Origin of the sequence: Oxalobacter paeniformigenes, from assembly GCF_027158465.1 — a bacterium.
GTDB lineage: Bacteria > Pseudomonadota > Gammaproteobacteria > Burkholderiales > Burkholderiaceae_D > Oxalobacter > Oxalobacter paeniformigenes.
This window is the reverse complement of sequence record NZ_JAMKYL010000009.1, coordinates 26519-46976: the sequence shown is the minus strand read 5'-3', so window position 1 is coordinate 46976 and position 20458 is coordinate 26519. Positions and strand designations below refer to the sequence as shown.

The 20458-nt window shown below is 51.1% G+C and carries 19 protein-coding genes; 9 read left to right on the top strand and 10 right to left on the bottom strand.

Translation table 11 applies throughout. From position 1 onward, the window contains the following. Positions 1-22: 22 nt before the first annotated feature. The 9 genes from NAI64_RS08695 to gyrA form a co-directional block, all read right to left on the bottom strand. Positions 23-520, bottom strand: a complete 498-nt coding sequence (locus tag NAI64_RS08695; RefSeq protein ID WP_269299672.1) for a sulfatase-like hydrolase/transferase — start codon at positions 518-520, stop codon at positions 23-25. Beyond that, entirely contained in the window at positions 480-938 is a 459-nt protein-coding gene (locus tag NAI64_RS08690) for a sulfatase-like hydrolase/transferase (RefSeq protein WP_269299670.1), read from the bottom strand. The genes NAI64_RS08695 and NAI64_RS08690 overlap by 41 nt, the downstream gene beginning before the upstream one ends. A 52-nt stretch (positions 939-990) precedes the next feature. Beyond that, complete coding sequence (locus NAI64_RS08685; RefSeq protein ID WP_269299668.1) at positions 991-1647, bottom strand: phosphoethanolamine transferase domain-containing protein; 657 nt, start codon at positions 1645-1647, stop codon at positions 991-993. Between the two features lie 13 nt (positions 1648-1660). Then, entirely contained in the window at positions 1661-2974 is a 1314-nt protein-coding gene (gene aroA, locus NAI64_RS08680; RefSeq protein WP_269299666.1) for a 3-phosphoshikimate 1-carboxyvinyltransferase, read from the bottom strand. Positions 2975-2978: 4 nt separating this feature from the next. Continuing rightward, positions 2979-3872: a prephenate dehydrogenase gene (locus tag NAI64_RS08675; RefSeq protein ID WP_269299664.1), complete on the bottom strand. Its 894-nt coding sequence runs from the start codon at positions 3870-3872 to the stop codon at positions 2979-2981. Continuing rightward, positions 3872-4984, bottom strand: coding sequence for a histidinol-phosphate transaminase (gene hisC / locus NAI64_RS08670; protein ID WP_269299662.1), 1113 nt, complete (start codon positions 4982-4984; stop codon positions 3872-3874). Before hisC ends, NAI64_RS08675 begins: the two co-directional genes overlap by 1 nt. Positions 4985-5005: 21 nt before the next feature. Then, positions 5006-6070, bottom strand: coding sequence for a prephenate dehydratase (gene pheA / locus NAI64_RS08665; RefSeq protein WP_269299660.1), 1065 nt, complete (start codon positions 6068-6070; stop codon positions 5006-5008). A 94-nt stretch (positions 6071-6164) separates the two neighbouring features. Continuing rightward, positions 6165-7268, bottom strand: coding sequence for a 3-phosphoserine/phosphohydroxythreonine transaminase (gene serC, locus NAI64_RS08660; RefSeq protein ID WP_269299658.1), 1104 nt, complete (start codon positions 7266-7268; stop codon positions 6165-6167). A 14-nt stretch (positions 7269-7282) separates the two neighbouring features. Beyond that, positions 7283-9886: a DNA gyrase subunit A gene (gene gyrA, locus NAI64_RS08655; protein WP_269299657.1), complete on the bottom strand. Its 2604-nt coding sequence runs from the start codon at positions 9884-9886 to the stop codon at positions 7283-7285. A gap of 477 nt (positions 9887-10363) precedes the next feature. Between gyrA and ompA the strand changes: the two genes are divergently transcribed. From ompA to NAI64_RS08640, 3 genes are all read left to right on the top strand, one after another. Further along, positions 10364-10987 (top strand): outer membrane protein OmpA, encoded by a 624-nt coding sequence (ompA, locus tag NAI64_RS08650; protein ID WP_269299676.1) that lies wholly within the window; start codon positions 10364-10366, stop codon positions 10985-10987. Between the two features lie 93 nt (positions 10988-11080). Then, positions 11081-11776, top strand: coding sequence for a bifunctional 2-polyprenyl-6-hydroxyphenol methylase/3-demethylubiquinol 3-O-methyltransferase UbiG (gene ubiG / locus NAI64_RS08645; RefSeq protein ID WP_269299656.1), 696 nt, complete (start codon positions 11081-11083; stop codon positions 11774-11776). 18 nt (positions 11777-11794) lie between these two features. Further along, positions 11795-12469, top strand: a complete 675-nt coding sequence (locus tag NAI64_RS08640) for an HAD family hydrolase (RefSeq protein WP_269299654.1) — start codon at positions 11795-11797, stop codon at positions 12467-12469. Positions 12470-12531: 62 nt separating this feature from the next. Here NAI64_RS08640 and metK read toward each other — a convergent pair whose 3' ends face one another. Continuing rightward, positions 12532-13695, bottom strand: coding sequence for a methionine adenosyltransferase (metK, locus tag NAI64_RS08635; RefSeq protein WP_269299652.1), 1164 nt, complete (start codon positions 13693-13695; stop codon positions 12532-12534). A 397-nt stretch (positions 13696-14092) separates the two neighbouring features. On the opposite strand from metK, the gene NAI64_RS08630 reads away from it, so the two are divergent. The 6 genes from NAI64_RS08630 (at position 14093) to NAI64_RS08605 (ending at position 20455) form a co-directional block, all read left to right on the top strand. Next, complete coding sequence (locus tag NAI64_RS08630; RefSeq protein WP_269299650.1) at positions 14093-14968, top strand: lysophospholipid acyltransferase family protein; 876 nt, start codon at positions 14093-14095, stop codon at positions 14966-14968. Positions 14969-15075: 107 nt separating this feature from the next. Beyond that, a complete protein-coding gene (gene dapF / locus NAI64_RS08625; RefSeq protein ID WP_269299648.1) occupies positions 15076-15939 on the top strand; it encodes a diaminopimelate epimerase in 864 nt (287 codons plus the stop codon). 9 nt (positions 15940-15948) lie between these two features. Beyond that, entirely contained in the window at positions 15949-16812 is an 864-nt protein-coding gene (locus tag NAI64_RS08620) for an ADP-polyphosphate phosphotransferase (RefSeq protein ID WP_269299646.1), read from the top strand. A gap of 496 nt (positions 16813-17308) precedes the next feature. Continuing rightward, entirely contained in the window at positions 17309-17872 is a 564-nt protein-coding gene (gene ahpC / locus NAI64_RS08615) for an alkyl hydroperoxide reductase subunit C (protein ID WP_269299644.1), read from the top strand. Positions 17873-17973: 101 nt separating this feature from the next. Then, positions 17974-19521: an alkyl hydroperoxide reductase subunit F gene (ahpF, locus tag NAI64_RS08610; RefSeq protein ID WP_269299642.1), complete on the top strand. Its 1548-nt coding sequence runs from the start codon at positions 17974-17976 to the stop codon at positions 19519-19521. A gap of 106 nt (positions 19522-19627) precedes the next feature. Next, entirely contained in the window at positions 19628-20455 is an 828-nt protein-coding gene (locus NAI64_RS08605) for an SIR2 family NAD-dependent protein deacylase (protein ID WP_269299640.1), read from the top strand. Positions 20456-20458: the final 3 nt, after the last annotated feature.

The window sequence follows — 20458 nt, the reverse complement described above, 5'->3', positions numbered from 1 at the left end:
TAGATAACATGTAAACCGCTTTTCATTCCAACATTTCTATCGGATAAAAATTGCCATTTACGCTAAAAATATACCGAGACTCTTCCCGTTCCTGGTTACGATATGTCTCGCTGACCTCATACCCCATCATTTCTGCCAGTACCAGCGGCAAAGATACCGTATTAAACATTTTTTCGCCATTGCGTCCCGTGGAATATTTGTCAACAAGCATTCTGGCATGCTGAACCAGTTTCTCGTCTTCTGACCATATGACAAATGGAACTTCACACTGTCGCCTATCCCGACGATGTAACCCATGTCCCTTATTCACAATTTCACCATGATCAGGTACATAGATAAATAATGTATTTCTGTCTTGACCTGCAATTTGCGTCAGTGATTCAAGGAATCTGTTCGTCTTGGCAATTGTCGCATCATAATGGCGATACTTCGGCAATGAATTGGCTGCTCTTTCGAAGTCGATTTGCTCATGGCCATACTTATACCCAAGATGACTCCCTCGCAAATGCAAGACAAACACGCAAATTATCCGAAAACGGTTTCAGCAAAGTATCGTCAAATTTTCCCGCGACAAAAGAAACCCTGTCTGCCTGCAACGCGATAACCCTTACCAGCGTATCATGAAGCCCGATACCTCCCTGCTTTGACAGCCATAACATTTCATACCCTGCCGCACTGGCCATTTCCAGAAGACTCACATTGTCTGTAAAAGGCTCAATCCGTTTAGCTGTTGCCAGACTGAACATCCGGATAACCGCCTCTCGAGTAACCGAAGCCGGTGAAACTGCATTGAATATGGCGACCTTGTCTTTTTCGGCTTCCCGCATCTTCATCATGAAATAATCTGTTGGGTAGGGATATCCGTAGATACCATGATGTTTTTTGTTGTCACTCTCACCGAGAATTATGACGATTCTCTTTGGAGCGCTTTTGGCCATTACAGAATCAAGAGTTATACCGACTGGCAATATTCTTGTCTTGCTCAGTGCGTCATTTATTTTGGATTGTGCTGCATGATAACCATGCAATCATGGCAGGTTCCTTGGTTACCAAATACGTACGGTACTTTGATCCCATTATTTCCATCGGATATTGCCTGAACTCATACGCCTCCCTCATTGAAAGACCCAACCATGATGGCACGGCAACCTTCAGCAACGGGAACAACAAAAGGACCAGAAGCACCGCTATACCGACGATTCCAGTTTTCGATATATTGCGGGTCAGCCTGAGCAAAAAGCCAAAAATAGCGAGAAACAATAGCCAGGGAAGAATCCCGGCATGAAACAAAAATTCCTTTGCTTCGCTGTAATGTGTTTCCATTACGGAAGCCAGCATGCCATCGTGCAGAACACCGCCATACAAATAAATACACGAAACATTAAGAGTAACGACAAATGAAACGTATAAAATGGCCGGTATTCTTAGCGGATGCGCCAAACGTACAAGCAGAAATATGACCACGGCATTGGCCATCGAACGTGATAATGTACGCGGCAACGCTTTCGGCAAATAAAAGAAGAATATACAAAAGCAGAAGCAGAAAATCAGCAAAAACAACAATGTAGTCTTGAAGTCAAAAAAATCCTTTATCTGACTCTTCAGACGATCAGATCGGTTTTTCAATTGCAAAACAATACCGGCCACAAAACCGCCTTATTTATGTACACAAGGTTGCAAAAGCCTGAAAATATTCAGGAAATGTCTTCGCTACGCACTTTGGATCGTTGATTCTGATTCTCGCCCCTTGTTTGCCTTGTCCGGAAAGGCAAGCCAGCGAAAAACACATCGCCATACGATGATCGTCATATGTATCGATTTCGGCATCGGCAATCGTATCGGAAGGAACGATTTTCAACCAGTCATCACCTGCTTCCACGCCGACACCCAGTTTTGCCAGCTCCGTTGCCATTGCTGCAATCCTGTCTGTTTCCTTCACCCGCCAGCTACCGATATTGCGCAAGACACTGGGACCATCGGCATATACCGCCAGCATTGCAACCGTCATGGCTGCATCCGGTATCAGATTGAAATCCTGATCAATACCTTTTAACACATTGCCAGATTTCACCTCAATGTAATTGTCGCCATACTCGACATTCGCCCCCATTTTGGCGAGCACATCGACAAAACGGACATCACCCTGAATACTGTTGCGCCCGATACCCTCCACCCTGACCGGACCGCCTGATATTGCGGCAGCCGCCAGAAAATAGGAAGCGGAAGAAGCATCGCCTTCCACATGCAAAATACCGGGACTTCTGTACGTTTGCCCTTTTCTCAGGACAAACGTATTCCATCCATCCCTCTCGACCACAACACCGAATGTACGCATCAGATTCAGGGTAATCTCGATATACGGTTTTGAAATCAACTCACCAATCACATGAATCGTAACATCGTCCGTTCTCGCCATCAGCGGTGCTGCCATAAGCAAGGCTGTCAGAAACTGGCTGGACACATTGCCACGCACCCTCAGTTCATGAGAATTGAACCTTCCTTCATGAATCCTGATCGGAGGATAACCCGGATTTTCCACATACTCGATCTGCGCGCCTGAAGCATTGAGCGCATCCACCAGATCCCCAATCGGACGTTCATGCATCCGGGGAATGCCACGCAAAAGAAAATCGCCCCCCAGTACCGCCAACGCTGCAGTTAACGGGCGAATTGCCGTCCCAGCATTGCCGAGAAACAAGTCGGCCTTTTTGACCGGCAAATCACCTCGCGTACCCCTGACGATATATTCATTCGCATTTCCTGTCTGTTTCCACTGTACACCCAATGCCTGCAATGCATCCAGCATCACCGATGTATCATCCGAAGACAACAAATCCCTGACAACCGTTTCCCCATCAGCCAGTGCAGACAAAAGCAACGTACGGTTCGATATGCTTTTCGAACCTGGAAGACGAATAACTCCGGAAACATTGGCCACCGGCAGCAAATCGACATATTTCGGATAACGAGACATCAGACTATTCCTGTTTTTTCCGTTCGGAACTTTCTATGGTATTGAGCCAGTTCATTCTGGCTTGCTGTGCACACGCATAAATCTTTTCCAGTTCGCGGCCATCGGCTTTTTCCACCCAATCACGGATTTGTCTCAATTCATCCATATAGGCATCCATTTCCGTCAGCAAATGCTCACGATTCGCCAGCGTAATATCCCGCCACATCTCTGGCGACGAACCGGCAATACGCGTGAAATCCCTGAATCCACTTGCGGCATACCGGAAAAACAGCTCGGATTTGGGATGACGTGCGACATAATCCACCAGACCATACGCCAGCAAATGCGGCATATGACTGACGGTCGCGAACACATTGTCATGATCCTCCGGCGTCAGATAATGGATCACAGCACCGCACTGTTCCCACAAACCCGCAATTCTTTCGATATCTTCCCGACGATTCTCTGCAAGACGTGTAATGACCGTCTTTTTCCCCAGAAACAAATCATCCGTAGCAGCTTCGGGACCATTCATTTCACGGCCTGCAATCGGATGTGCTGGCACAAAACGACCAACTTGTGCCCCCATTACCTCACGTGCCATCGCCACCACATTGGTCTTGGTACTACCCGTATCGGTGATAATCATTCCATCAGGCAAATACGGCATCACTGAACGCAATACATTGGCCGTCTGTGCAACCGGCACGGCCAGTACCAGCAAATCGGCATCCCGGAAAGTGTCCTCAGGCGAAGAACCAGCATCATCTACAATACCCAATGCATACGCCCTGGACAGAATTTCACGGTTCCGTTCCAGACCGACAATATTCCCACGATAACCGGAACGCCGCAAAGACAACGCCAGGGACCCGCCAATCAGGCCGACGCCACAAATAACGATTTTTCCGAAAGCCATCACGAATTTGCCAGAATCGCTTTCAATGCATCGACAAACGCGCGGTTTTCTTCCGGCAGACCGATAGAAATACGCAACCACTCCGGCAAACCATAGGCATTGACCGGGCGCACGATAATCCCGCGTTTAAGCAATTCCAGATTGACACGCGTACCTGCCCCCTTGTCCTGACCGACCTTGACCAGAATGAAATTACCATGCGAGGGAACATATTTGAGTCCCATCGCATCAAAAGATGCTGTCAGATAACGATATCCGTCCGCATTGATTTTCGCGCTCTTTTCCAGAAACTCGCTATCCTGCAAGGCAGCGACCGCGGCAGCCTGCGCCAGTGCATTCACATTGAACGGCTGCCGGACACGATTCAACAAATCCGTCACTTCCTGCTGAGCCAGTCCGAACCCCACACGCAAACCAGCCAAGCCATAGGCTTTCGAAAACGTACGCGAAACCAGCAAATTGGGGTATTTCCGAACCCATGCCGTGGAATCATACTGGATTGAGGCATCCAGGTATTCGTTATACGCTTCGTCGATCACGACCAAGACATCGGACGGCACCTTGTCGAGAAAAGCCTCGATTGCCTCCGGCCGAAGAAACGTACCGGTAGGATTGTTCGGATTGGCAATGAAAACCAGTTTGGTATCCGGCCTGATAGCAGCGAGCATCGCCGGCAGATCATGTCCAAAATCGACCGAAGGAACCTGAATCCCGTTAGCGCCCGTCGCCTTGGCAACAAGCGCATATACCAGAAACGAATATTCCGAAAAAACAATGGATTGTCCGGGCTGGACAAACGTTCTGCCAGCCAGATCAATGATATCGTTGCTGCCGTTGCCCAGCGTAATCCAGTCCTGCGGCACACCGTAACGTTCGGAAATCGCCTTTTTCAATTCAAACCCGTTAGCGTCAGGATAACGTCCCGTTTCATCAAGTGCTTTCCGAACGGCGACCTTGGCCGATTCAGGCATACCCAACGGATTTTCATTGGACGCCAGTTTGATGATTTTTTCGGGATCCAGACCGAATTCGCGGGCAACCTCTGAAATCGGCTTGCCTGCCTGATAGGGCGCAATGGCGCGTATATATTCCGGAGCGAACTGATTAGACATAATGATTCCAGTAATAACGAACTAAATGGGATATGAACCAAGTACCTTGAAATAAACGACCCTGTCTTTCAATTCCGACAACGCCTGTTTGATCTTCTCTTCCCTGACGTGACCCTCGATATCCACGAAGAAATAATATTCCCAGTTACCGGTTTTGGCCGGTCTGGATTCCAGCCTCGTCATGGATACGCCATATTTTTCCAGCGGTTCCAGCATACTGTACACGGCGCCCGCCTTGTTCTGCACCGACAACAACAGCGAAGTCTGGTCCTTGCCCGTCGGCTCCGTTTCCTTCCTGCCGATCACGGCAAACCGGGTCCTGTTTTGCGGCTCGTCCTGAATATGGGCATTGACTACCTGAAGCCCATAACGTTTCGAAGCGATTTCACCAGCAATGGCAGCGACCTTGCCGTCCTCGCTGGCCATGCGCGCAGCCTCGGCATTGGAAGAAACCGCCTGTCTCGGAATATTGGGAAAATGCTGGTTGAGCCACCCCTGACACTGCGCCAGCGCCTGCGAATGTGCGCAAATGGTATGCACGTCATCCATATTCCCGCTTTGCGTCATCAAATTGTGCTGCACAGGAATGGAGACCTCACTACTGATCGTCAGCGGCGTTTGCATCAGCAAATCCAGCGTCCGGTTGATCGCGCCTTCCGTCGAATTCTCGACCGGCGCCACACCGAAATCGGCCGTCCCGGCTTCCACGGCACGAAACACAGCATCTATGGACGGACAGGGCAATGCATCCACCGACGTTCCGAAACTGCGATATACCGCCTGTTCCGAAAACGTGCCTGCCGGACCGAGATAAGCGACGATCATTTTCTTTTCCAGCGCACGACACGCCGACATGATTTCCCTGAAAATCGTCTGTAACGCCGCATTGCCCAGAGGCCCCGGATTGCGATCGGCGATTCCTCTCAATACCTGTGCTTCCCTGTCAGGCCTGAAAATCGGCGCATCCGATTTGTTTTTGACGCGTCCCACTTCCTGGGCTACCCGCGCACGGCGATTCAGCAAGGCCACGATCTGACCATCAAGTTCATCGATCTGGTCTCGCAAAGGTTTCAATAATTTTTCCATGAATCAACAATAGATACTGTGTCGTCAAAACGGCCACCGGCCAGCATGAAAATACGAAGAATTATTGTACGGCATAAACCAGCAGGTCCCCAGTTTATACCACAGATAACCGGCCATACCGGTTTTCAAAACCACGCATAAACGCAACAAGCGCTCTGGCCCCTTCGATCGGCATGGCATTGTACAAAGACGCACGCATTCCCCCCGTCAGACGGTGACCTTTGAGCTGAAGCAACCCATGCTTTTCCGCCTCCGCCAGAAATACATCGTTCAATGCCTCATTCGCCAGAAAAAACGGTACATTCATTCTGGAGCGGCAATCCACCTTGACGTCGTTACGATAAAACGCACTACGGTCGATAAAGTCATACAGCAGGGATGATTTCTCGATACTGTCCTGCTCCATGCGCGCCACCCCACCCTGTTTCTTCAGCCATTTGAATACAAGACCACATAAATAAATCGCATAAGTCGGCGGCGTATTGAACATGGAATCATGGTCCGCAACATTTTGCCAGTCAAAAACCGACGGACAACACGGCAACGCATGACCGATCAGATCTTCCCTCACAATCAGCACAGTAACCCCGGCAGGTCCCAGATTTTTCTGTGCACTGGCGAAAACCAGCGCATACCGTGAAAAATCCACCGGACGCGACAAGATATCGGACGACATATCTGCTACCAGCGGCACATCTTTTGTGTCGGGCACAAAACCGAACTGATTGCCATTGATCGTTTCATTCGAACAGACATGCACATACGCAGCGCGTTCAGTCAACTGCCATACATCACGAGGAGGCACATCATGAAACCCCCTGCTTTCCGAAGATGCCGCAATGTGCACCACGCCATACTTTCCGGCTTCACGCAACGACTTGCCGGACCATACTCCCGTATGCACAAAATCGATCACACCCTCAGCGCATGACCTGCCGACTAGATTCATCGGAATAATCGCATTCATGGCGGTCGCCCCGCCCTGCATGAACAAAATACGGTGTGTCGGCGGCACCTCCAGCAATTCACGCAAATCATCTCGCGCCTGCCGGATAATCGTACCGAACTGCCTCCCACGGTGACTCAGCTCCATGGCCGACATCCCGCATCCATGCCAATCCTGCATTTCAACGGCAGCCTGAACAAGCACCTCTTCCGGCATCATCGCCGGTCCCGCCGAAAAATTATACGGACGCATCGGCGTTTCTCTTGTCAGGCATTCTCCGAAGTCTCATCGATATCGGATTCCAGAATGCGTTGCAATCCACTAAGTGTCGTACCTTCCCCGACGGCGATCAGCGTAACCCCTTGTGTCGCGCGCCCCATTTCACGGATTTCGGACACCCTTGTTCGAATCAGGACACCACCCGTCGTAATCAACATGATTTCGTCGTTTTCATTGACCAGCGTCGCCGCCACCACCTTGCCGTTACGTTCACTCGTCTGAATGGCAATCATACCTTTGGTACCCCTGCCATGACGTGTATATTCGGCAATCGGCGTCCGCTTGCCGAAACCGTTCTCCGTCGCCGTCAGCACTGACTGGCTTTCATCGCCCGCCACCAGCAAGGCGATCACCTTCTGATCATCATCAAGATTCATCCCCTTGACACCGCGGGCAGTCCTTCCCATCGGACGCACATCGTTTTCATCGAACCGGACAGCCTTTCCTGCATCCGAAAACAGCATCACATCATGCTTACCATCGGTAAGCGCGGCACCGATCAGATAATCCCCCTCATCCAGACCGACAGCGATAATACCTGCCTTGCGCGGATTGCTGAAATCCGTCAGTGGAGTTTTCTTGACCGTTCCCTGGCTGGTCGCCATGAAAATGAAATGGTTTTCCGGGAAACTCCGGTTCTCGCCAGACAATGGCAAAATGACCGTGATTTTTTCATCTTCCTGTAGCGGGAACATGTTCACGATCGGCTTGCCTCGTGAATTGCGCGAGCCTTGCGGAACCTCCCATACTTTCAGCCAGTACATCCGCCCACGATCGGAAAAACACAGAATATAATCATGCGTATTAGCGATAAACAGCTGGTCGACCCAGTCGTCTTCCTTCGTCGCCGTCGCCTGCCGTCCTCTGCCGCCACGTTTTTGCGCACGATATTCCGAAAGAGGTTGTGCCTTGATATACCCGCCATGCGAAAGCGTCACCACCATATCCTGCGGCGTGATCAAATCTTCCGTTTCCAGATCGCTGGCATTGAGTTCGATTTCGGAACGACGGCTGTCCTTGAGCTTTTCGCCGTATTCACCGATCACCTCACGCAATTCACCGTCGATAATGGCAAGCAGGCGTTCCGGTTTGGCCAGAATATCGAGCAATTCGGCAATCTGTGCCATCACATCGCCATATTCATTCAGTATTTTGTCCTGTTCCAGGCCTGTCAGCCGTTGCAGGCGCATCTGGAGAATTTCCGTCGCCTGTTCTTCAGACAACCTGTACAAACCATCGGACTGAATCCCGTACATCTTCGGCAGACCTTCTGGCCTGAAATCGCTCACGCTATTGTCATGTACCGCACTGGTTCGTTCCAGCATCGAGCGAACCAGCGAAGAATCCCATGCTCTCGCCATCAACTCCTGACGGGCCACTGGCGGCGTCGGCGCAGCACGAATAATAGCGATGAAATCATCGATATTGGCCAGTGCCACCGCAAGCCCCTCTAACAAGTGTCCCCGTTCACGTGCCTTGCGCAATTCGAAAATGGTACGACGCGTCACCACTTCCCTGCGATGCGCAAGGAAACACTCCAGCATCTGCTTGAGATTGAGCAATTTGGGCTGACCGTCCACCAGTGCGACCATATTCATACCGAACGTATCTTGCAGCTGCGTCTGCTTGAACAGATTGTTCAGCACCACTTCAGCCACTTCGTTGCGCTTGAGTTCGATCACGACCCGCATACCGGACTTGTCCGATTCATCGCGGATATCGGAAATACCTTCCAGTTTCTTTTCGCGCACCCCCTCTGCAATCCGTTCCAGCAATGTCTTTTTATTGACCTGATACGGCAACTCGTCGATGATGATCGCCTGACGCCCATCTCGTCCATGTTCTTCGAAATGCGTCCTGGCACGTATCACGACACGACCGCGCCCCGTACGATACCCTTCGCGAACGCCTGCCACACCATACACCAGCCCACCTGTCGGAAAATCAGGCGCCGGAATAATATCGATCAATTCATCGATAGCGCAATCCGGATTGTGCAGCAAATGCAATGCCCCGCGAATCACCTCGCCCAGGTTATGCGGTGGAATATTGGTCGCCATCCCGACCGCAATACCGGAAGAACCGTTTATCAGAAGATTCGGGATACGTGTCGGCAACACTGACGGTTCTTTTTCCTTGCCGTCGTAATTCGGAACGAAATCGATCGTCTCCTTGTCGATATCAGCCAGCATTTCATCGGCAATCCTGTCCAGACGACATTCCGTATAACGCATCGCCGCAGCATTGTCGCCGTCGACCGAACCGAAATTGCCCTGCCCGTCCACCAGCGTATAACGCAACGAAAAATCCTGCGCCATTCTGACAAGCGTATCGTAAATGGACTGGTCACCATGCGGATGATATTTACCCATGACCTCGCCCACGACACGAGCGCACTTCACATAAGGACGGTTCCATGTATTGTTCATTTCATGCATGCCGAACAACACCCGGCGATGCACCGGTTTCAGACCATCCCTGACATCCGGAAGCGCCCTGCCGACGATCACGCTCATCGCATAATCGAGATAGCTTTTACGCATTTCGTCTTCCAGCGAAATGGCAATGGTTTCTTTGGCAAACTGATCCATGAGAGAAAATTCCGACAGACTGAAAAAAACCGGATAGAGAATGTTCCGGCAATAAAAACAGGATTTTACCACGCCATCCGGCCAAACCCGCCCCATGCGCGTCAAATCGGCATGCAATTCTTTCCCCAGCATTCACGCCATCACGCGATTTTTCCGGTCCGTCACACCGACTTGATTTTTTCAACTGGCGGATATATAAAACATGATGCAGTGACAGCCTGATGCCGTTACAAGACAAGTCCGACATATCCGGTTGCAAAAAAGCTACAAATTGATACCAAAAGTTGATCTAACAAACAAAATAGAAAATTGTTTGAACTTCGTAGCTTATCTAGCCATCGTCAATATGTCAGAATAGCTGTAACGCATTATTAGAAGCGAATCGGATCTATAATGTGATTGTCATGTTATTGGTATTTCGAAGTTAGAAAAATGCATGCGCAGCCCGCTGCGGATATCTCAACTAAGAGGATAAATATGAATAAATTGCTTAAAGTTATTTTCGCTGCATCCGCAGTTGTTGCAGCCTCTGCTTCGGCACAAACGATGACCGAATATATGGCAAAAAAACCATATAGCGGTTATCTTCAGACCCAGCGCGACGTAATCGTCCGCAGTGGTACCGGCCTGTGCTGGCATACCGGTTACTGGACTCCTGCTGACGCAGTTCCTGGCTGCGACGGTCCTCTGACCCAGCCTGCATCGTCCGCTCCTGTTGCAGTAGCACCTGTCCCAACTGCTGAAAAAGTAACTTACGCAGCAGATACCTTCTTCGATTTCGACAAGGCCGTCGTCAAACCGGAAGGCAAGGCAAAACTGGACGAACTGGTTAAAGCACTGACCGGTCAGGACACCGAAGTTATCGTTGCCGTCGGCCACACCGACTGGATCGGTACCGATGCCTACAACCAGAAACTGTCTGAACGCCGTGCAAACGCCGTCAAGGCATACCTGGTATCCAAGGGCGTTCCTGCAGAAAAAATCTTTACCGAAGGCAAAGGCAAGAAACAGCCGATCGCTTCCAACAAGACGAAAGAAGGCCGTGCCAAGAACCGTCGCGTTGAAGTCGAAGTTGTTGCAAACCGCGGCGTCAAATCCTGATCCTTTCAGGTACCATCACAAAAACCCCGCAAATGCGGGGTTTTTTGTTGTCCACCGTTATAATCCGGATATGTTCACAACTCCGTCTTTCCCATGAATCAGGATCAATCCGAACTCAGGAAATTCAACGCAATCGCCGACAGCTGGTGGGAACCAGATGGCCCTTTCAGGCCACTGCACGACCTTAACCCAATCCGTCTCCAATGGATAGCAGACCATGCGGTCCTGCAGGGCAAAACCATCCTGGATATCGGTTGCGGCGGCGGCATACTGAGCGAAGCGCTGGCCCGTGAAAACGCACAAGTCACCGGAATCGATCTGGCGACACAGGCACTTGAAGCCGCCGAACGACATGCACGAACATCAGGCCTTGCCATCCGTTACCTGAACATTTCCGCCGAAAAGCTGGCGCAGGCCGAACCGGCACACTACGATATCGTCACCTGCATGGAACTGCTCGAACACGTACCAGATCCCGGCGCAATCGTTCATGCCTGCGCACAACTGCTCAAACCCGGGGGAATCGCGATTTTCGCCACCCTGAACAGAAACCTGACCTCATGGTGCCATGCGATTATCGGTGCCGAGTACATCATGCATCTGCTTCCCAAAGGCACACACCAGTTCAACAAATTCATCACGCCATCCGAACTGGCTCGCCATATCCGCACAGCCGGCATGACAGTCAGCGCAATCACCGGTGTCACCTGCGATTTGAGCGCAAGACATTTTCATCTGTCCGCCAATACCCGCGTCAATTACATGCTGGCTTGTATCAAGCCATTTTGAACCACTCGCCCAATCATCATGAATCATCCCGTTTCACTCACAAAACCAAAATATATCCTGTTCGATCTCGATGGCACACTTGCCGACTCGGCTCCCGACCTGGCAGCTGCGATCAATGCCGTCAGAACGGAACGCGGTCTGCCACCCGTTCCATACGAACAACTCCGTCCTGTCGCATCGGCAGGCGCTCCCGGACTGGTCAATGCCGCCTTTCACCTGACGCCGCAAAACGACCAGTACGCCGATATCCGCGAACGTTTTCTCTATCATTATTCCACCAATATCGCCGACCGCACCCGACTGTTCGACGGCATTCCCGAATTGCTCGCCGCACTGCGGAACCTGAATATCGGCTGGGGAATCGTCACCAACAAAGTCAGCAAACTGACCCTTCCACTGATCGGGAAAATCGGACTCGGCGATGCAGATTGCGTCATTTCCGGTGACACGGCAGCCCGCCCGAAACCCTATCCCGATCCATTGTTCGAAGCTGCCCGACAACTTCATATCAGACCGGAAGAAAGCTGGTTTGTCGGAGACGACCGGCGCGACATACAAGCCGGTAAAGCGGCCGGAACCGGCACACTCGTCGCCCAATGGGGGTATTGCAGCAATCCCGCATCATGGAACGCAGACTACATGGCAGAACACCCGAGCCGTATTCTCGAACTGATCCATACTCTGGCAGGATAAACCGTATTGCGAATACAAAAAGGCCGGCTTGCGCCGGCCTTTTTGCTGGAACGACTTTTTCTTTACAAACCTGCCGCCTGACGCAATGCAGCGGCTCTGTCCGTTCTTTCCCAAGTAAATTCCGGCTCATCACGACCGAAATGACCATAGGCGGCCGTCTTGCTGTAACGCGGATGCAACAGATCCAGCATCTGCACGATACCCTTCGGACGCAAATCGAAATGATCGTTGACCAACGCCGCGATTTTTTCATCCGCAATCACGCCGGTACCGGCTGTATTGATCGTGATATTGATCGGTTTTGCGACACCGATAGCATAGCTGACCTGAATCTGGCACTGACTGGCAAGACCGGCCGCCACGATATTCTTGGCGACATAACGCGCAGCATAGGCTGCCGAGCGATCGACCTTGCTTGGATCCTTGCCGGAAAACGCGCCACCGCCATGCGGGCAGGCACCACCATAGGTATCGACGATGATCTTGCGTCCGGTCAGGCCGCAATCGCCCTGAGGACCACCGATTACGAAACGCCCTGTCGGGTTGACCAGATATCGGGTATTTTTCAGCCATTCGGCCGGCATGACCGGCTTGATGATTTCCTCGATAACCGCTTCCTCGATCTGTTTGTGTTCGATCTCTGGTGCATGCTGTGTGGACAACACGATCGTTTCAGCACCGACAGGCTTGCCGTCAACATAACGCAACGTCACCTGCGACTTGGCATCCGGACGCAACCATGCCAGACGGCCATCCTTGCGAAGCTGCGACTGGCGTTCCACCAGTCTGTGCGCATAATAAATCGCCGCAGGCATCAGTTCCGGCGTTTCATCGCATGCATAACCGAACATGAGTCCCTGATCGCCTGCGCCCTGATCCAGATCAAGCCCCTTGCCTTCATCGACACCCTGTGCGATATCCGGCGACTGTTTGTCATAACCGACCAGAACGGCGCAACCTCGATAATCGATACCGTAATCGTTGTTGTCGTAACCGATTCTGCGAATCGTATCTCTCGCTACGGAAATGTAATCGACATTGGCGGTTGTCGTGATTTCACCAGCCAGCACGACCAGTCCCGTATTGCACAGCGTTTCCGCAGCCACGCGAGCCGTCGGGTCTTCCGTCAGAATCGCATCCAGAATCGCATCGGAAATCTGGTCTGCAACCTTGTCCGGATGCCCTTCAGAAACCGATTCCGATGTAAAAAGATAATCTTTTGCCATAAAAAAATAGACTCCCAAAAAGGCCAATTGCGTTCGCAGCCAATCCAGAAGCCTGCGACGCTTTAGCGAAATTTATAAACCGCTTCGCAAGTTGTCCGTTAACTCAGCGGCTGCATTATTCTACGCCTAAATCACAGCATATCAAGAATCATTTCCGAGTAAAACACTCGGAAATAAATCCATATTTGTCTTTTCAACACAAATCACACTAGAATGCCGCATTGATCCGACAACCGTGACGGTGCCGCACAAACCTGCCGAAAACATCCGGCATGGCACCATCACGGCATATTACCGTTTGATGCATAGACTGAAACCGAACCATCACGAAGGACGCACATTCGCCATACCGGCAGACTCCCGTTTGCTGAAATATGGCGTGCAAAAGTAAAAACCTATGAGATTCTTTCTGTTCATCCTCTGGCTGCTGCACTGGTTGCCATTGCCCATTCTCGGCCGCCTTGGCAAAGGACTGGGCACAGCATCCTATTACCTGATGAAAAGAAGACGTCACATCGCGCTGACCAATCTTCGCCTGTGTTTTCCCGACATGTCCGAACAAGAACGTCGCCGGATTGCGTTGCAACACTTTCAGGGATACGGGCGCAGCATACTCGAACGCGGCATACTCTGGTGGTCGTCCGTCGAGCGGATCAAAAAACTCATTCAGATAGAACCCGCCGTTCCTTTCGATGAAATACAGGCTGGCCCCGTCATTTTCCTGTGTCCTCATTTCGTCTGTCTGGAAATGCCGGGGGCCGTCATCACCATGGGTTCCCCGGGATGCTCCATCTATACCCAGCAGAAAAACCGTATCTTCGACGAAATGCTGAGAAAAGGGAGAATGCGTTTTCATGAAACCGTCCTCCTGTTCTCGAGAAGCCAGGGTATCAAACCCATCATCCGCGCACTCCACAAAAACATTCCGTTTCTTATGCTGCCGGATATGGACTTCGGCTCACGAGACGCGGAATTCGTTCCATTCTTCGGACAACTCGCAGCAACACTGGTCGCCCCCTCCCGTCTTGCCGCTGCGACACATGCCAAAGTCATTCCTGTCATCGCCACATTCCTGCCAGACTACAAGGGATGGAAAGTCACTTTTTACCCCGCATGGGAACATTTCACCGAGCTTGATGCCAAAACCGCGGCAAAATATATGAATGAATTCATCGAACAGCGCATTCTGGAAACGCCATCCGAATATTTGTGGACACACCGGCGATTCAAGACAAGACCTGAAGGTTACCCAGGCGTTTATCCTGACGACTGACAAGTACTGCTGCCATTTATCGCAAAAGATGCGACAACCGAAGCATTGGCTGGTATGCTTTCTTTTTTCACCTGTATGACCACTTTGCAATCTGCCGGACACTGTTGATGAAACTGAAATTCACGAAAATGCATGGTGCAGGCAACGACTTCATCGTACTGAACGGATACCGCCAGGCCATCGAGCTTTCTCCCGAACAATTCCGATTTATCGCCGACAGGCGATTTGGTATCGGTGCTGACCAGATTCTGATCGTCGAGAAATCGGACAACCCGGATGTCGATTTCCGTTACCGCATTTTCAACGCCGACGGTGGCGAAGTCGAACAATGCGGAAACGGCGCACGCGCCTTTGCGAGATTCGTCACCGACTTCAAATTGACGGACCGCAATCCGATCCGCGTCGAAACCCGGGCAGGCATTATCGAACTGAAAGTGGAAGACGACGGCGACATCACCGTCAACATGGGAAAACCTGAATTCGAACCCGCGAAAATTCCGTTCGACGCACATGGACTCAACGGCAAAAGCGCCGGTAACGGAACACTCTGGCCAATCGTCATCAAAACAGAAAAAGGCTCCCGGGAAATCGAAATATCCGTCGTATCCATGGGCAACCCGCACGCTGTCCGGATTGTTGAAAACACGGACACCGCACCTGTCGCCGAGGAAGGCCCCTCAATCGAGCATCACGAACGTTTTCCGAATCGTGTCAACGCCGGCTTTATGGAAATCGTAAACCGCCATACCATCCGACTTCGGGTATTCGAACGCGGTGCCGGAGAAACGCTGGCATGCGGAACCGGCGCCTGTGCGGCCGTCGTGTCCGGCATCCGGCAAGGCTTGCTCGATTCTCCGGTTACCGTCAAGGCTCGCGGCGGAACCCTGAAAATCTCATGGAACGGAGCAGGAAACGATGTCATGATGACTGGTCCCGCCACCATCGTTTTCCATGGCGAAATTGACTTGTGAGGTATTGCTATGATCGATCCTGAAATCTTCCGCGTCCTGGCCTCGACCACCATGCGCCTTAAAGATTGTCCAACCATCATCAAACCGTTTTACCAAAGCAAAAAAGACTACCGGCAATTGCTGGAAAACGGGACCAAGGAACTTGGTGAACTGCAAAACATCCTGAATGCATCCGGAAAGTATGCCCTGCTGATCATTTTTCAGGCCATGGATGCGGCAGGCAAGGATGGCGCTATCCGGCACGTTATGTCGGGCATCAACCCTCAGGGATGTCATGTCCACAGTTTCAAGCAACCGACAGAAAAAGAACTGAAACACGATTTTCTGTGGCGCGCGGCCTGTGTACTGCCTGAACGTGGCGAAATCGGCATCTTCAACCGTTCCTATTACGAAGATGTCCTGATCGTCAAGGTCCATCCCGAAATACTTGACAAACAGAACTTGCCCGAGATGAAAGCCGGTACAGATCTGTGGGAAGAACGCTACCAGTCCATACGTGACTTCGAAGCACACCTGCACCGTAACGGTACACGCATCATCAAATTCTTCCTGCATATCTCGAAAGAAGAACAGCGCAAACGCCTTCTGGAACGCATCGACATTCCCGACAAAAACTGGAAACTCAGCCTTGCTGATTTCGAAGAACGTCAATACTGGGAACAGTACATGGACGCTTTCGAAAAATGCATTCTGGCCACCACGACGGACGATTGTCCATGGTACTTCGTACCGGCCGACGACAAAAACAACGCCAGACTGATTATTTCTTCCATCATTCTGAAAACCCTGCAAGACATGAAACTCTCTTATCCAAGGGCGACAAAAAATCACTATGCCCAGCTGGAAATGCTGCGTAAAAAACTGGAAGAATGACCGGCTGCCGATCAGCATACACACTGCACGCCATGCATTTCGGTACATGACGTGCAGTCGTTTTTCCCGCCACCGTTTTCCCCAACACATTCTGCATGCTGCCGGACACTTTTTCCGTGTTCCGAATCCCCTACCAAAAAAATTATTGAGTGTCATTCTCAATTGAAAGACTGCATCCGATTTTTCATGCACACACCCGAAACTTCATCCACATAAAAACATAACAATTTGTTTTTTAATGTATTTTTTTGATACCCTGTCAAGAGTCGCCGTAAAAATACTGTCGAATACATACCCATTTCGTTATCAAAATGACATCAAAACATCCCTCAAAACCTGATCCATGTCCTGCACGATTTTCAAAGTCGTGCTTTAATGTCACTCAACACCATAAACGCACTGCGCAATATGGTTCACACATCGTTTTTTATATCGCCGGCCGTTTCTTTTCATGAAAAAACGTGCCATACATGACTTGCAAAACAAGGAGAAATACATGTCACTGATCAATACCCAAATCAAACCTTTCAAGGCAAAGGCTTACCACAATGGCCAGTTCATCACCGTGACCGACAACGATCTGAAAGGTAAATGGAGCGTCGTTTTCTTCTATCCTGCAGACTTTTCTTTCGTATGTCCGACCGAACTGGGCGACCTGGCCGACCACTACGAAGAATTCAAGAAAATGGGCGTAGAAATCTATTCCGTTTCGACCGACACGCATTTCGTACACAAGGGATGGCATGACGCATCCGACACCATCAAGAAAATCCAGTTCCCGATGGTCGGCGACCCAAGCGGCAAAATCAGCCGCGACTTCAACGTACTCATCGAAGAAGACGGTGTGGCACTGCGCGGTACCTTCGTCATCAACCCGGAAGGCCAGATCAAACTGTACGAAATCCACGATCTGGGTATCGGCCGTTCCGCTACCGAACTGATCCGCAAGATTCAGGCCGCACAATACGTTGCCACCCACAAGGGTCAGGTATGCCCGGCATCCTGGAAACCGGGCAACGAAACGCTGGCACCATCTCTGGATCTGGTCGGCAAGATCTGATTTTTGTTCGGTGAAGTTCTCCTGAAAATCGCATTCGGGAGAACTTCTCCACTTCAACCGATACGGATTCCTGCAATATCCACCCAACCGGACACGGAACCATGCTCGACAACCAAGTAAAAGAACAACTGAGAAATTATTTCACCAAACTGGTCAATCCAGTCGAAATAGTCGCGGCCACTGACGACACGGCAAAATCCCGTGAAATGACAGACCTGTTAAACGACATCGCCGGACTGTCATCCATGATTACCGTGACAGACAAGCCGGGTGGCGACAAAAGAACGCCCTCTTTTTCGGTCAATCGGCCGGACGGCAATGTCCACATCCGTTTTGCCGGACTCCCGATGGGACACGAATTCACCTCTCTCATTCTGGCATTGCTCCAGACCGGCGGCTATCCCCCCAAAGTCGAACCGGACGTCATCGAACAAATCAGAAACCTGGAAGGTACCTTCCGGTTCGAGACCTATATTTCCCTGAGCTGCCAAAATTGTCCTGAAGTCGTACAGGCACTGAATCTGATGGCCGTCGTCAACCCGAACATTTCGCATGTCATGATCGATGGCGCCCTCTTCCAGGATGAAGTCAACGAACGCCACATCATGGCTGTTCCGACCATTTTCCTCAATGGCAAGGAATTCGGTCAGGGTCGCATGAACATCAAGGAAATTCTGGCCAAGGTCGATACCGGCAGTGCAAAACGCGAAGCGGAAAAAATCGCCGCAAAAGCCCCGTTCGACGTTCTGGTCGTCGGCGGTGGCTCCGCTGCTGCCACATCGGCTATCTATGCCGCACGCAAAGGTATCCGGACTGGTCTGATTACGGAAAACTTCGGCGGACAAATCCTGAACACGACCGACATCGAAAACATCATCGCCATCAAAAAAATCGAAGGTACGCATCTGGCGGCCGTCTATGAAGACAACGTCAGAAATCACGATATCGACGTCATGATGCCGCAACGCGCGATCGGACTGGTTCCGGGTGATCTCATCGAAGTCAAACTGGAAAACGGTGCATCCGTCAAAAGCAAAACCGTCATTCTGGCAACGGGTGCCAGCTGGCGGAAAATGGAAATCCCGGGTGAAGAAACCTATATCGGACGCGGCGTGGCATTCTGCCCGCACTGCGACGGCCCACTGTACAAAAACCGCAAGATCGCCGTCATCGGCGGCGGCAATTCGGCAGTCGAAGCCGCCATCGATCTGGCTGGTATCGCCGAACATGTCACCGTACTCGTTCGCGGAACCCGCCTGACCGCCGATACCGTATTGCAAAACAAATTCTTCTCCCTGAAAAACGTCACGCTCGTTACACAGGCACAAACCGTGGAAGTGACCGGCGATGGACAAAAAGTCGACGGACTGGTCTACAAGGATCTGGCAACCGGTACAAACCGAACTTTGTCTGTCGCAGGTATTTTCGTTCAGATCGGTCAGGTTCCCGCAACTGGCTGGCTCAAGGATACGCCGGTTCGCCTGAACGAAAAAAACGAAATCGAAGTCGATGTCTACAACAAGACTTCCGTTGCAGGCGTCTTCGCCGCAGGGGACGTCACATCTTCGCCCTACAAGCAAATCGTGATCGCCATGGGCGATGGTGCCAAAGCTGCCCTGAGCGCCTTCGATTACCTGATCCGGCGATAAAAATCCTAGCTTTTTCAAGGCCGTTATTGAATAACGGCCTTTTTTGTTGGTATCTTGGCATATGAACGGTTTTCCGGAAAATTCCACTTTTTCATGAACGAAACCTATGGAAACAGACAAGCAAATCGAAAAAGCCGCCTCGCTGATCCGTGAAGCGGATGCCCTGCTGATCGGTGCCGGTGCCGGCATGGGCGTCGATTCGGGGTTACCTGACTTTCGAGGTAACGAGGGATTGTGGCGTGCCTACCCGAAACTGGGAAAACATCAGATCTCTTTTGTGGAAATCGCCAATCCGAACGCATTTGCCGACAACGCGCGACTGGCATGGGGTTTTTACGGACATCGTCTGAACCGTTACCGGGAAACACAACCGCATGACGGCTTCCGCATCCTGCAAGACATGGCGAAAAAGCTGCCGCACGGCGCTTTCGTATTCACCAGCAATGTGGACGGGCAATTCCAGAAAGCCGGATTCGACGAATCACGTATTGTCGAATGCCACGGTTCCATTCATCACCTGCAATGTTGTACGCCATGTTCCGCCTCTATCTGGCCCGCCGACAAACTGTCCGTGAAAATCGACGAAGAAAATTGCTGGCTGACTTCCCCTTTGCCGGTATGTCCCGAATGTCATGGCATGTCGCGCCCGAACATTCTGATGTTCAACGACTGGGGATGGATATCCAATCGCACGGAACTGCAAATGGAGCGCTTGCACAAATGGTATCGTCAGGCAAAACACCTTATCGTCATCGAAATGGGAGCCGGCGTCCATGTCCCGACCGTACGCCGCGCCAGCGAATCGTTCGATGTACCGATCATCCGGATCAATCCTGACTACCCGGAAGTCCCCAAATCATCCGATGTCGGACTGGCGATGGGCGCACTGGATGCATTACGGCTTATCGAAGCTAAACTGGGAAAAACCGCATAACGA